Here is a 13,486-nt window from a genome sequence, read left to right as displayed (position 1 = left end):
GCGCGCCCTCTCGCTTGGACGGCCGAGCGCCGGATGCGGGCTGGGGGGCACCTATGCGTACCCGAGAGCGTCGTGCCGTAGGGCATCCGACCCGACCTGGATGAGGGCCGCGCTGCAACCGACGCGGCCTCGGGCCGTGCAGGGCTCGGGCGCAGCGACGTGAGCATTCCACCGGACGTACTGATGCGCGCCCTCTCGCTTGGACGGCCGAGCGCCGAAGTCGGACTGCAGGCAGGCGCAGGGACGTAGACCTCCCGCCGGGCAACGTGCGCGCCATCGCGCTCGGAAGGCCGAGCTCCGGACGCGAGCTGCGACGCCCGCGAGCCGTGGCGCCAGAGGGCGGCATCCGAACCGACCTGGGGAGCGCCCGCCAGGGTCGGCGAGCGCCCGGCCTCCTGCCGTTACTGCGGATCCGGCCCCACGGCCACCGGCCGGGACGGGTCCGACGACCACTCCGACCATGAGCCGACGTACAGGTCCGCCGGAATGCCCGCGACCGCCAGGGCCAGGGCCTCGTGGGCGGCGGAGACGCCCGAGCCGCAGTACACGCCGACCCGGGTGTCCTCGGACGCGCCCAGGGACTTGAAGCGGGCCGCGAGTTCCTCGGCGGGGAGGAAGCGGCCGTCCGGGGTGACGTTCTCGTTGGTGGGGGCGGAGACGGCGCCGGGGATGTGGCCGCCGACGGGGTCGATCGGCTCGACCTCGCCGCGGTAGCGCTCCCCCGCTCGTGCGTCCAGCAGTACCCCCGACCGGGCGAGTGCCGCAGCGCCGTCGGCGTCGAGGAGCCCGGCTCCCGGCACCGGCTCGAAGTCGCCCTCCGCCGACGTCGGCACCGACGTCTCCAGCGGGCCCTGCCAGGCCGGCAACCCGCCGTCGAGGACCCGTACGTCGGGGTGCCCCGTCCAGCGCAGCAGCCACCAGGCGCGGGCCGCCGCCCAGCCCTGTCCGCCGTCGTACACGACCACCGGCGTCCCGGAGGACACCCCCGCCCGCCGCATCGACGTACCGAATTCGGCCAAGTCGGGCAGCGGATGACGGCCGCGCGAACCGGGCGCGGAGGCCAGTTCCCGGTCCAGATCGACGTAGACCGCGCCGGGGACGTGGCCGGACCCGTACTCCTTCCGGCCGTCGAACGGAGGCTCGCCGGGGGTCTTGGCCAGGCTCAACTGCCAGCGGACGTCGAGCAGCACGGGCGGGTTCTGCCCCGTCAGCGCGCTCGCGAGTTCGGATGCGGAGATGATGACGTTCATGGCCACCATCCTTGCGCACGGGGTGGCCGCATCGTCCGGCTCCGGATACTCTGCCCGCCGGACAGGCCCGATCACGAGGCGTACGGGATCGGGCACATGCTGTGCAGCCGATCGACATCCGTCGGCAATCGCACGGAAACGGGCGGTACATCGCACACCGGGCATCCTCCGGTCACCGGCCCTCGTGCGGCGGCGCGCCCGGAGCGCGCGTGACCACGGGTGGTGCGAGCATCGGCACGGGGGGCGGGACAGCGGATGAGACGCGGCCACCGCGAGGGGCCGAGGAGAGAGTGACGATGACCGAGGCACGGGGGTCGGCCGGCCCGAACGGCGCGACGCACGCTCGGCACGCGCCCGGCACGCCCTGCTGGGTGAGCCTGATGGTGCACGGGATGGCCGCGACCCAGGAGTTCTACGGAGCGCTGTTCGGCTGGGAGTTCCGCCCCGGCCCCCAGCAGCTCGGCCCCTATGTGCGGGCCCTGCTCGACGGCCGTGAGGTGGCCGGCATCGGCCAGCTGCCGCCCGACCGTCACCTCCCCATCGCCTGGACGCCCTACCTCGCCTCGAACGACGTGGACCTGACCGCCGACACGGTACGGCTGTGCGGCGGCACCGTCGGCGTGGGACCGCTGGACGCCGCCGAGGCCGGCCGGATGGCGATCTGCTCGGACCCCTCCGGCGCCGTCTTCGGCATCTGGCAGACGGCGGCCCACCTCGGCACGGCCATCACGGGCGTGCCCGGCACCCCGGCCTGGAACGAGCTGGTGACCCTCGAGTCCGTGAACGTCGCCAAGTTCTACGAGACGGTGTTCGCCTACGAGGAGGAGGCGGTGGTCTCCGCCGACTTCGACTACGTCACCCTGCACATCGACGGCCGCCCGGTCGCCGGCATCCACGGCGTCGGCAACGCCCTGCCCCGCGACCGGGGCCCGCACTGGATGACGTACTTCGAAGTCGCCGACACGGACGAGGCGCTGGAGCGGATCGTCGGTCTCGGCGGTCATGTCCTGCGGCCGGCCCACGACAGCGACCATGGCCGCGTGGCGACGGTGGCGGACCCCGAGGGCGCCCGGTTCTCCGTCATCCAGAACCCGAGCTGACGGCTGCCCCGAGGGGGCCGAGCCGCGGCTCAGGCCTGGTGTACCGGCAGCACGTCCGGGGACAGCGCCGCCGCCCGCGCGCTGGCCGCCGTCATCCGGCGGCGGTGGTGGCGGCGGCACAGCACCTCGTAGCCCACGGCGTCCGCCTGGTTGACGTCGCCGACGACCACCTGGGCGCCCTCGACGACCATCTCGCCGCCTATCGTGCGGGCGTTGTGCGTGGCGCGGGCACCGCACCAGCACAGGGCCTCGACCTGGAGCACCTCGACCCGGTCGGCCAGTTCCACCAGGCGCTGCGAGCCGGGGAACAGCTTGCTGCGGAAGTCGGTCGTGATGCCGAAGGCGTAGACGTCGAGCCCCAGGTCGTCGACCACGCGCGCGAGTTGGTCGATCTGGACCGGGGCGAGGAACTGGGCCTCGTCGGCGATGACGTAGTCCGCGCGGCCGCCCCGGGAGAGGTGGTCGACGATGTAGCCGTAGAGGTCCATGCCGTCCTCGACCTCCACCGCGTCGGTGACCAGGCCGAGCCGCGAGGAGAGCTTGCCCTCACCCTCGCGGTCGTCACGCGTGAAGATCATGCCCGCGAGGCCACGCGCCGAACGGTTGTGCTCGATCTGGAGAGCCAGTGTCGACTTCCCGCAGTCCATCGTTCCGGAGAAGAACACCAGCTCGGACATGTGGAGTTGAGCACCTTTCGGCAACGCGGCGGTCTGGGAGGAGTTTCAGGAGCGTACTTCGAGCAGGGGGACCAGCTGCTCGGCGGGGGTCATCGAACCGTGGTTGCCGACCATCGCCGACTCCTTCGGCTCCCGCTCGGAGGCGATGATCAGGACGTCGTCCCGCGCGGCCGCGATCACGTCACCGATGCGGTCGTGGACGCGCTCGTCGATCTGCGGCCCGAACCAGCCCGCCTCGATCGCCTCGTCCCGCGAGGCCACCCAGAACTGCTCGCCGAGCACCTCGCGCCAGCAGGTCAGGACGTCGTTCGCGGCGCCCGGCACCGCGTACACGTGCCGCGCCCGGCCTTCGCCGCCGAGCAGGGCGACGCCGGCGCGCAGCTCCCAGTCCTCGTCGAAGTCGATGCGGTGTTCCTCGTCGAAAGGCACGTCGATCATGCCGTGGTCGGCGGTGACGTAGAGCGCGGTGCGCGGCGGGAGCTGCTCGGCCAGGCGCTGGACGAGCCGGTCGACGTACATGAGCTGGCCGCGCCAGGTGTCGGAGTCGACGCCGTAGCGGTGGCCGGCGCCGTCGAGTTCGGCGTAGTACGTGTAGACGAGGGAGCGGTCGCCCGCGGCCAGTTGCTCGGCCGCGAGGTCCATGCGCTCCTCGCCGGTCAGGCGCCCGAGGAACGTACCGCCACTGAGCGCGACCTTGGTCAGCGGGGTGTTCTGGAAGGTGGGCGACGACACCTGGGCCGCGTGCACGCCCGCGTCGTGGGCGAGCTGGAAGACCGTCGGGTACGGCTGCCAGACGCGCGGTGATGTCCACGGCTGCCAGCGCAGCTGGTTCATCAGCTCGCCGGTGCCGGGGTTGCGCACGGTGTAGCCGGGCAGGCCGTGCGCGCCCGGCGGCAGGCCGGTGCCGACGGAGGCGAGGGAGGTCGCGGTGGTCGCCGGGTAGCCGGTGGTGATCGGGCGTCCGGTGCCGCCGCGCGAGCTGCCGAGCAGCGCGGTCATGAAGGGCGCTTCCTCGGGGTGCGCCTTGAGCTGCTCCCAGCCGAGGCCGTCGATCAGGAACACGCACGCGCGGTCGGCGGGGGTCAGCTCGCCGATCGTGGCGGTCATGCCCGGTACGGCCATACCGGCGGCCAGGGTGGGCAGCAGGTCGGCGAGAGAGCCGCGGCCGTACTCGGGGGTCGGCGCGGAGGTGACGGCGAGGGGTTCCGGATGGGGGTCCCAGGCGGTGGACTGTGCCATCAGCGCGTGAGGTCCGCGGTCGCCTCGGAGAGCGACTGCGCGAAGGCGAGCGCCTGGCGCACCGTCTCCGGGCCGTCACCGGCCTCGCTGACGCGCAGGCTGAGGTCGTCCGCCGTCGAGCTGCCCGTGTAGCCGTGGTCCGCCTCGCAGTTGGGGTCACCGCAGGCCGCGGGCTCCAGATCGATGCGGGCGACGGCGCCCCAGCCGATGGTGAGGACGACCTCGCGGGGCAATGTGCCCACCGTGTACTGCTCCGGGTTGGCGACGACGCGGCTGAGCACGACCGACGAGATCCGGCCGATCTTGACCGACTCCGTCGAGGTCGTGGCGTACGGCGTCGGGGAGGTGGTGTCCGCGGCCTGCTCGTCGGTGTGGCTGACGATGAAACGGTTGCCGGTGAGGACGAGGACGGTCACATGCCGCCGCACCTCGTTCTGGTCGAACGTCGTCTCCTGATGGACCAGGTACGACCGGATGGGCTCGCCGCCCACGGCGGCCTCCACCGCCTCGGCCACGAGGGCCGGGTAGTAGCCGCTGCGCTCGATCGCCGCTCGCAGCCCCTGGGTCGTCGTACTGGTCTTGGCCATGACGCCCATCCTACGGGGGTGCACTGACTGCGAGGCACCGCTCGCGGGGGTCTCAGTACGTCGGCAGGGTCCTCGGTCCGAGGTCGTCGCGGGCGGGCGGCAGCGCCAGGCGCACGGAGGCGCCGAGGACGCTCAGGCCGTGTTTGGCGACGACGACCGGCTCCAGGGTGACCGCCACGACCTCCGGGTGGTCGTCGACCAGCCTCGACACCCGCAGCAGCAGCTCCTCCAGGGCAGGTGTGTCGACGGGTTCGGAGCCGCGCCAGCCGAACAGCAGCGGTGCCGTCCGGATCGAGCGGACGATCGAGGTCGCCTCGCGGTCGGTGACCGGGATCAGCCGGTGTGCCATGTCGCCGAGCAGCTGTGATGCGGCTCCGGCGAGCCCGAAGGACAGCACGGCACCGGCCGCCGGGTCGATCACGGCCCGTACGACGGTGTCGACGCCGCGCGGTGCCATGCTCTGCACGACCGGGCGCAGCTCCTCCGGTCTGCCGAACAGCTCGGTCAACTCGGTGTACGCCCGCCGCAGTTGCTCCTCGTCCGCGAGGTCCAGCCGGACGCCGCCGAGGTCGGCGCGGTGCCGCAGGTGCGGGGCGGTGGCCTTGAGTGCGACGGGGTAGCCGAGGGTGCGGGCGGCCTCGGCGGCCGCGTCGGGGGTGGGGGCGTGCAGGGCTCGGTGGACCTGGATGCCGTATTTGCCGAGCAGGTCGCAGGTCTCGTCCGTGCCGAGCGTGAGCCCCTGCCCGCGCGCGAGCAGACCGTCGATCAGCTGGGCGGCGCCCCTCTCGTCGATGTCCTCGTACTCGGGCACCTTGCCGGGCTCGGCCGCCTCGCGGCGCCACTGGGAGTACTTGACGGCTTCGCCGAGGGCACGGACCGCGCGCTCGGCCGCCGGGTAGGCGGGGATGAGGCGGGGGGTGCCCGCTGCGGTGTCCGACGGTTCGGGCAGCGGGTCGGCCGGGAAGTCCAGCGGGCGGAAGGGGTGGGCGCGGCCCGCGGTGCGGGGCGCCGCCCTGTCCGCCTGTGGCGCGGTGCTCGCGGCGGCCGACAGGGCCTCCGCGAGACCGCCGAGCTCCACGTGCACCACCAGCACCGGCTTCCCCGGCACCCGCTCGGCCGCCGAGCTCAGGGCCTGCGCGAGCTCGGCGTCCCCGGTCGTCGCGTCCCCGATCGCCGGTATCGCGGTGACGACGACCGCGTCGCACGTCTCGTCGGCGAGCGCGCGCGCCAGCGCCTCGTGGAAGTCGGCCGCCGACGCCGCGGTCGTCAGGTCCAGCGGCGGCAACGGCCGCAGTCCCTCGGACAGGCAGGCGTCGTAGGTCAGCAGTCCCAGTGACTCGGAGTTCCCCAGGATCGCCACCCGCGGGCCGGCCGGCAGGGGCTGGCGCGCGAGCAGCAGACCCGTGTCCACCAGTTCGGTGATGGTGTCGACCCGGATCACCCCGGCCTGCCGCAGCAGCGCGGACACCGTGGTGTGCGGCAACCGCGTGACCCGGACGGTGTGGCCCTGCGGCGCCGCTCCCCCGTGCCGTGCGCCCTGCACGACGACCAGCGGCTTCGCGGCCGCCGTACGCCGGGCGAGGCGGGTGAACTTGCGCGGGTTGCCGATGGACTCCAGGTACATGAGGACGACGTCGGTGTCCGGGTCGTCGTACCAGTACTGCAGGACGTCGTTGCCGGAGACGTCGGCCCGGTTGCCGGACGACACGAAGGTCGAGACGCCGGTGTCGCCGGTGACCCCGCCGCCGCGCCGGTGCAGCCGGGACAGCAGGGCGATGCCGATGGCGCCGGACTGTGCGAAGAGCCCGATCCTGCCCGGCCTCGGCATCTCGGGGGCCAGTGAGGCGTTCAGCCGGACGTCGGCGGCGGTGTTGATGATCCCGAAGGCGTTAGGGCCGATGATGCGCATGCCGTACGTGCGCGCGTGCCGGACGAGTTCGCGCTGGCGCTCGCGCCCGTCGGGGCCGCTCTCGGCGTACCCGGCGGAGAGCACGACCAGTCCCTGCACGCCGTGCTCGCCGCACTCGGTGACGACGTCGAGGACGTGGTCGGCCGGTACGGCGACCACCGCGAGGTCGACCTGCTCCTCGATGTCCCGCACGGAGCGGTGCGCGAGAACCCCGTCGAGCTCCTTGAGGTCCTGCGGGAACGCCTTGTTCACGGCGTACAGCCGGCCTGTGAACCCGGCGTCCCTGATGTTGCCGAGGACGCCGCGGCCGACCCCGCCGGGGCTGCGGCCGGCGCCGATGACGGCGACGGAGCCGGGCACCAGCAGCCGCCGTACGGAATGGGCCTCGGCGCGCTGCTCGCGCGCGTACTGCACAGCGAGCGAGCGGTCAGTCGGCTCCAGGTCGAACTCCAGGCGGACGACGCCGTCCTCGAAGCTGCGCTTCTGGGTGTACCCGGCGTCCGTGAACACCTTGATCATCTTGTTGTTGGCGGGCAGTACCTCGGCGGCGAAGCGGCGGATGTCGCGCTCGCGGGCGACCGCGCCGATGTGTTCGAGGAGGGCGGAGGCGACGCCGCGCCCCTGGTGGGCGTCCTGGACGAGGAAGGCGACCTCGGCCTCGTCGGCGGGGGCCGACGCGGGCATTCCGTCGGCGCCGATCCGGTCGTAGCGTACGGTGGCGATGAACTCGCCGCCCACCGTGGCCGCGAGTCCCACCCGGTCCACAAAGTCGTGGTGCGTGAAGCGGTGGACGTCCTTCGCGGACAGTCGCGGGTAGGGCGCGAAGAAGCGGTAGTACTTCGACTCGTCCGACACCTGCTCGTAGAAGCTGACCAGGCGCTCGGCGTCATCAACGGTGATGGGGCGGATGCGCGCGGTGCCGCCGTCGCGCAGCACCACGTCGGCTTCCCAGTGGGCGGGGTACTCGTGCCTGTCCGAGGCGCTCTGCATGGGCCCAGATTACGGCTCGCGTACGACAACGGCGCGAGGCAGTCTGTGGAGGACGTCACGTGGGGTCGAGGCCGCGACCCGACGGTCACCGAGGAAGGGACGTGCGTCATACGTTCGTCCGGTTCCGGCATGCTTCAGTGGTGTGGGAAACTGGTCTAGACAACCCTGAAAACCGAAGGGCAGCATCACATGGCTGAGCGCCGCGTCAACGTCGGCTGGGCCGAGGGCCTCCACGCCCGCCCCGCCTCCATCTTCGTCCGAGCCGCCACGGCCACAGGCGTCCCGATGACGATCGCCAAGGCTGACGGCAACCCCGTCAACGCGGCCTCCATGCTGGCCGTCCTGGGCCTGGGCGCCCAGGGCGGCGAGGAGATCGTCCTCGCCTCCGACGCCGAGGGTGCGGACGCCGCCCTCGACCGGCTGGCGAAGCTGGTCTCCGAGGGTCTCGAGGAGCTGCCCGAGACGGTCTGAGTGACCTGAACGGGTATCCGTAGCGAACGGTGAAGCCGCGTCCGCCTTTCCGGCGGACGCGGCTTCACGGTTTTCCGGCAGCCGTCCATGGAATTCACGATACGGTGGCGGCATATCCGAAAAAGGGCAGCAGAAATTCCCTGCCGCCGAATATCTCCTCTTTGTATACGGCGCCCGTGTTAATGCCGCAGGCTCGGCATGTTTACGGGATGTTGCGAATTCCTCACACGCTCCGTGCGCTCGCCGCCGGAGCCGAACCGAAGGCGGTGCGCCGAGAGCGAGCGCTCGGTGTGCAGGGCCGTGATCGCGCGGGCGCGTTCACCGTCGCCACGCGCCACCGCGTCCACGATCGCGCCGTGCTCGGTCCAGTACTCCACCGGTTCGGCCGGTGCCTCCACGGCATACATCCAGGCGATCTTGTGGCGCAGCTGGGTCAGCATCGAGGTGAGGGCGGGGCTGCCGCAGGCCTGGGCCAGCGTCTCGTGGAACCAGGCACCCAGGGAGCGCAGGTCCTCGCTGTTTCCCCGCCGGGCCCGCTCCTGCCCCAGCCTCACCAGGCCGCGCAGCACCTTCAGATGGGCCTCGGTGCGCCGCTGGGCGGCCCGGGAGGCGCCCAGGGGTTCCAGGAGGCCGCGCATCTCCAGCAGGTCGGCGGCCTCCTGCTCGGTCGGTTCGGCGACGCACGCGCCCGCGTGCCGCCGGGTCACGACGAAGCCCTCCGCCTCCAGGGTGCGCAGGGCCTCCCGCACGGGGACGCGGGAGACGCCGTAGCGGCGTGCGAGCAGTTCCTCGGTGAGCCGGCTGCCACGCTCGTAGACACCGGCGACGATGTCGTCCCGGATCGCCGTGCATACCGAATGCGCCGGAATACGCATGACCGACCTCCGCTTTAATCCCCGTGAAACGTCGAGAATGACGTGTTCGCAGTGACTCTATTGCAACCGGCCGGAATTTCCGACGGGGGGCCGGAATCCATGGATATTTTTTGGTCAGGCACCCCGGCCGGGAAACATCGAAAGCCCCGGCTCGGGGAGCCGGGGCTTCGGTGGACGCGGTGGTGGCGTCAGATGTTCACGCCGTGCGAGCGCAGGTAGGCGACGGGGTCGATGTCCGAGCCGTACTCCGACGTCGTGCGGGCCTCGAAGTGCAGGTGCGGCCCGGTGACGTTGCCGGTGGCGCCGGACAGGCCTATCTGCTGGCCGGGGGTGACGGTCTGGCCCACCGAGACGCCGATGGACGACAGGTGGCCGTACTGGGTGTACGTGCCGTCGTTCATCTTGATCACGATGTTGTTGCCGTACGCCCCGCCCCAGCCGGCCTCGACGACGGTGCCGGAGGCGACCGCGTGGACGGAGGTGCCGCTGGAGGCGTGGAAGTCGATGCCGGTGTGGCTGCCGGAGGACCAGACGGCGCCGCCGGCCTTGTAGCCCGTGGAGACGTACGAGCCGGCGATCGGGGACACGTAGGACAGCAGGCGCTTGCGCTCGGCCTCGCGGGCGGCGCGCTCCTTGGCCTCGCGCTCCTGGGCGGCCTTCGCGGCCGCCTTCTCGCGCGCGGCCTCCTCGGCGGCCTTCTTCGCGGCGGCGGCCTCCTTGGCCGCCCGCTCCTGGGCGATGGCCTGGGCGTCGATCTGGTCCGCGATCGAGTTCTCGACGGTGACGACGGGGATGAGGCCGGTCTGCTCCGTGGCGGGTTCGGCGGCGAGCGCCGGGGCGGCCAGGGTGCCGATCACGCCGGTGGCGGTGAGCGCGGCGACGCCGGCCGCGCGGGCGGTGGTGCGCTCGAACCGGCTGGGCCGGCGATGCTTGCCGGTGGGGCGGTTCTTCCCGGTGGCGCAGGTGAACGCCATGTAGTGGCTGGTCCTTTCCTTCCTTCTCGCCTACCGGGTTAGCTGACGGGTTCGGAGCAGGAAGGTCTCCTACGGGCCCCCTCGCCTGCGCGCGGGCGTCCGATTCACCCCAGGGACTTCGTGGGTCCCCGGCTCCCCTGGCTCGCGCCGTACGGGGACTCGGCGATGGCTGTCCGGTGCCGCGGGCGCGGCGCAGTGCCTGACGGACAGCCCGGAAGACGCTAAACGGGACATCTTTCAATCCCCAAACGGATCACGGCTTTTGTAGTGCATCCCACAGGTCAGACAGGCAACCTCCCCCTCAATTCGGGCATAAGGGAGCCCTGGTGACTCTTACGTCACCAGGGCCCCTACGCGCGCGTGGTGTCTCCCGGCGCCGGTGCGTCCTCTACTCGGCTCGGCTACTCGGCGGCGACGACGGTGACTTCGCCGATGCCGAGGGCCTCGACGGGCTCCCGGATCTCGGCCGCGTCGCCGACCAGGATCGTCACCAGACGGTCCACCGGGAAGGCGCTGACGGCCGCCGCGGTGGCCTCGACCGTGCCGGTCGCGGCCAGCTGCTGGTACAGCGTCGCCTGGTAGTCGTCGGGCAGGTGCTGCTCGACCTGGTCGGCCAGCGTGTTCGCCACGGACGCCGCGGTCTCGTACTTCAGCGGCGCCACCCCGACGAGGTTCTGCACGGCGAAGTCCCGCTCGGCGTCGGTGAGACCCCCGGCGGCCACGCCGCGCAGCACCGTCCACAGGTCCTGGAGCGCCGGGCCGGTGTTCGGGGTGTCGACGGAGCCGCTGATGGCGAGCATCGCCGCGCCCGTGCCGTCCGGGGCGGAGCGCAGGACCTGGCCGAAGGCCCGCACACCGTAGGTGTAGCCCTTCTCCTCGCGCAGGACCTTGTCCAGCCGGGAGGTGAGGGTGCCGCCGAGGCAGTAGGTGCCGAGCACCTGCGCGGGCCACACGCGGTCGTGCCGGTCGGGGCCGACCCGGCCGATCAGCAGCTGCGTCTGGACCGCGCCGGGGCGGTCGACGATGACGACGCGCCCGGTGTCGTTCGCGGTCACCGGCGGGACGGGCCGCGGCTCGGCCAGTGAGCCGGTCCAGGCGCCCAAGGTGTCGCCGAGCAGGGCGTCGAGCTCGACGCCGGTGAGGTCGCCGACGACCACGACGGTGGAGGTCGCGGGGCGTACGTGCCGCTCGTAGAAGGCGCGTACGGACGCGGAGTCGATGCCGGCGACGGTGTCCTCGGTGCCTTGGCGTGGGCGGGACATGCGCGAGGTCGCCGGGAACAGCTCCTTGGCGAGCTCCTTGGCGGCGCGACGCGAGGGGTTGGCCAGCTCGTGCGGGATCTCGTCGAGCCGGTTGCGCACCAGGCGCTCCACCTCGGCGTCGTCGAACGCGGGCGCCCTGAGGGCGTCGGCGAGCAGGCCGAGCGCCTTCGGCAGGCGGGAGACGGGCACTTCCAGGCTGACGCGGACGCCGGGGTGGTCGGCGTAGGCGTCGAGCGTGGCACCGCAGCGCTCCAGCTCGGCGGCGAACTCCTCGGCGGTGTGCTTGTCGGTGCCCTCGGACAGGGCGCGCGCCATGATCGTGGCGATGCCGTCCAGGCCCTTCGGCTCGGCCTCCAGGGGCGACTCCAGGAGCACCTCGACGGCGACGACCTGCTGGCCGGGGCGGTGGCAGCGCAGGACGGTGAGGCCGTTGTCCAGCTTGCCGCGCTCGGGCGCCGGGAACGCCCAGGGCCGGGCCGGGCCGGCCTGGGGCTGCGGGTGGAACTCCATGCTGGCGAGCTCGGTCACTGCGCCGACTCCTCGTTCTCGTCGGTGGTCTCGTCGGTCGCGGCGGCGTCGGGATCCTCGGCGCCGGTCGGCTCGTACACGAGCACCGCGCGGTTGTCGGGACGCAGCCGGGCCTGGGCCACCGCCTTGACCTCCTCGGCGGTGACGTCGAGGACGCGCTGTACGGCGGTGAACGCCAGCTGCGGGTCGCCGAACAGCACGGCGTACCGGCACAGTTCGTCGGCGCGGCCCGCGACGGTGCCGAGCCGGTCCAGCCACTCGCGCTCCAGCTGGGCCTGCGCGCGCTCCATCTCCTCCGCGGTGGGGCCCTCCTGCGCGAAGCGGGCGAGCTCCTCGTCGACGGCCGACTCGATGACCGGCACCTCGACGTCGCCGGAGGTCTTCACGTCCAGCCAGCCCAGGGAGGGCGCACCGGCCAGACGCAGCAGGCCGAAGCCGGCCGCCACGGCCGTACGGTCGTGCCGCACGAGCCGGTTGAAGAGGCGGGAGGACTCGCCGCCGCCGAGGACGGTCAGCGCCAGGTCGGCCGCGTCGCACTCGCGCGTGCCGTCCGCCGGGAGGCGGTAGGCGGCCATCATCGCGCGCGCGGGGACGTGCTCCTCGACGACCTCGCGCAGCTGCTCGCCGATGACCTCGGGCAGCGAGCCGTCGCGCGGCGCGGGCTTGCCGTCATGGGCCGGGATGGTGCCGAAGTACTTCTCCACCCAGGCGAGCGTCTGCTCCGGGTCGATGTCGCCGACGATCGACAGCACGGCGTTGTTGGGCGCGTAGTACGTGCGGAAGAACGCGCGGGCGTCCTCCAGGCTGGCCGCGTCCAGGTCGGCCATCGAGCCGATCGGCGTGTGGTGGTACGGGTGTCCGTCGGGGTACGACAGCGCGGTCAGCTTCTCGAAGGCCGTGCCGTAGGGGACGTTGTCGTAGCGCTGGCGGCGCTCGTTCTTGACGACGTCCCGCTGGTTCTCCAGGCCCTCCTCGTCGAGCGCCACCAGGAGGCTGCCCATGCGGTCGGCCTCCAGCCACAGCGCGAGCTCCAGCTGGTGGGCGGGCATGGTCTCGAAGTAGTTGGTGCGCTCGAAGCTGGTGGTGCCGTTCGGCGAGCCGCCCGCGCCCTGGACGAGCTCGAAGTGCCCCGTGCCCTTGACGCTTCCCGAGCCCTGGAACATCAGGTGCTCGAAGAGGTGGGCGAGTCCGGTACGGCCCTTGACCTCGTGGCGGGAGCCGACGTCGTACCAGAGGCAGACGGCGGCGACCGGCGTGAGGTGGTCCTCGGAGAGCACCACACGCAGGCCGTTGGCCAGGCGGTGCTCCGTCGCGGTGAGGCCGCCGGATTGTGCCTCCGGTGTGGCCGTGTGACCCATGGGCAAGGTGTCCTTCCGGTCGCGTGCACTGCGTTGTGCCGAGCAGTTCGGCTTAAGTTCCTGCCACTGTATGCAGCGTCCGAAGGGTCGGCGAAGTTCCCGGTCAGAACGGTTCGTGTGGAGCGGGTGGGACGGGAGTCGGGACGGCTCGTCAGTGTGGGCCTCGGCATACGGATCGGGGTGGTCGTGTGCGGGGGCGGGGAGCGCGGTCCCTGCGGGGGCTTCCGTGGCGAGCGGTCCGCGCACGCTGCCTGGCCTGCGGTATC

General features: G+C 72.3%; 11 protein-coding genes and 1 riboswitch. Of the genes, 2 read left to right on the top strand and 9 right to left on the bottom strand.

Going from position 1 to position 13,486, the window contains the following annotated elements:
* Window positions 1–401: 401 nt before the first annotated feature.
* Complete coding sequence (locus tag OG254_RS35785; RefSeq protein WP_405590176.1) at window positions 402–1,250, bottom strand: sulfurtransferase; 849 nt, start codon at window positions 1,248–1,250, stop codon at window positions 402–404.
* Window positions 1,251–1,546: 296 nt separating this feature from the next.
* Here OG254_RS35785 and OG254_RS35780 point away from each other — a divergent pair, with 296 nt between their 5' ends.
* Window positions 1,547–2,350 carry a VOC family protein gene (locus tag OG254_RS35780; RefSeq protein ID WP_351186770.1) on the top strand — a complete coding sequence of 268 codons (804 nt, stop codon included), beginning with the start codon at window positions 1,547–1,549 and terminating at the stop codon, window positions 2,348–2,350.
* A gap of 29 nt (window positions 2,351–2,379) precedes the next feature.
* Here the strand turns inward: OG254_RS35780 and OG254_RS35775 are convergent, their stop codons facing one another.
* From OG254_RS35775 to OG254_RS35760, 4 genes are read right to left on the bottom strand one after another with little or no spacing between them, the layout of a single operon-like run.
* Window positions 2,380–3,027, bottom strand: a complete 648-nt coding sequence (locus OG254_RS35775; RefSeq protein ID WP_147994201.1) for a thymidine kinase — start codon at window positions 3,025–3,027, stop codon at window positions 2,380–2,382.
* Window positions 3,028–3,072: 45 nt separating this feature from the next.
* Window positions 3,073–4,266, bottom strand: a complete 1,194-nt coding sequence (locus OG254_RS35770; RefSeq protein WP_405590172.1) for an alkaline phosphatase family protein — start codon at window positions 4,264–4,266, stop codon at window positions 3,073–3,075.
* On the bottom strand, window positions 4,266–4,862 hold the full coding sequence (locus tag OG254_RS35765) for a DUF5998 family protein (protein ID WP_405590169.1): 597 nt from the start codon (window positions 4,860–4,862) through the stop codon (window positions 4,266–4,268). Before OG254_RS35765 ends, OG254_RS35770 begins: the two co-directional genes overlap by 1 nt.
* A gap of 43 nt (window positions 4,863–4,905) precedes the next feature.
* Window positions 4,906–7,752, bottom strand: coding sequence for a GNAT family N-acetyltransferase (locus OG254_RS35760; RefSeq protein WP_405590166.1), 2,847 nt, complete (start codon window positions 7,750–7,752; stop codon window positions 4,906–4,908).
* 189 nt (window positions 7,753–7,941) lie between these two features.
* Here OG254_RS35760 and OG254_RS35755 point away from each other — a divergent pair, with 189 nt between their 5' ends.
* Entirely contained in the window at window positions 7,942–8,223 is a 282-nt protein-coding gene (locus tag OG254_RS35755; protein WP_351186778.1) for an HPr family phosphocarrier protein, read from the top strand.
* Between the two features lie 179 nt (window positions 8,224–8,402).
* Here OG254_RS35755 and OG254_RS35750 read toward each other — a convergent pair whose 3' ends face one another.
* The 4 genes from OG254_RS35750 to OG254_RS35735 form a co-directional block, all read right to left on the bottom strand.
* On the bottom strand, window positions 8,403–9,098 hold the full coding sequence (locus tag OG254_RS35750; protein WP_351186780.1) for a GntR family transcriptional regulator: 696 nt from the start codon (window positions 9,096–9,098) through the stop codon (window positions 8,403–8,405).
* Window positions 9,099–9,286: 188 nt separating this feature from the next.
* Window positions 9,287–10,072 carry a M23 family metallopeptidase gene (locus OG254_RS35745; RefSeq protein WP_405590162.1) on the bottom strand — a complete coding sequence of 262 codons (786 nt, stop codon included), beginning with the start codon at window positions 10,070–10,072 and terminating at the stop codon, window positions 9,287–9,289.
* Between the two features lie 13 nt (window positions 10,073–10,085).
* Window positions 10,086–10,247, bottom strand: a riboswitch (cyclic di-AMP (ydaO/yuaA leader).
* 226 nt (window positions 10,248–10,473) lie between these two features.
* Window positions 10,474–11,862 (bottom strand): pitrilysin family protein, encoded by a 1,389-nt coding sequence (locus tag OG254_RS35740; RefSeq protein ID WP_351186784.1) that lies wholly within the window; start codon window positions 11,860–11,862, stop codon window positions 10,474–10,476.
* Entirely contained in the window at window positions 11,859–13,220 is a 1,362-nt protein-coding gene (locus OG254_RS35735) for a M16 family metallopeptidase (protein ID WP_405590159.1), read from the bottom strand. The genes OG254_RS35740 and OG254_RS35735 overlap by 4 nt, the downstream gene beginning before the upstream one ends.
* Window positions 13,221–13,486: the final 266 nt, after the last annotated feature.

The organism is Streptomyces sp. NBC_01092, from assembly GCF_045039535.1.
Classification (GTDB): Bacteria; Actinomycetota; Actinomycetes; order Streptomycetales; family Streptomycetaceae; genus Streptomyces.
Note: the sequence above shows the minus strand (reverse complement) of the source record. Positions and strands in the feature narration are given on the sequence as shown.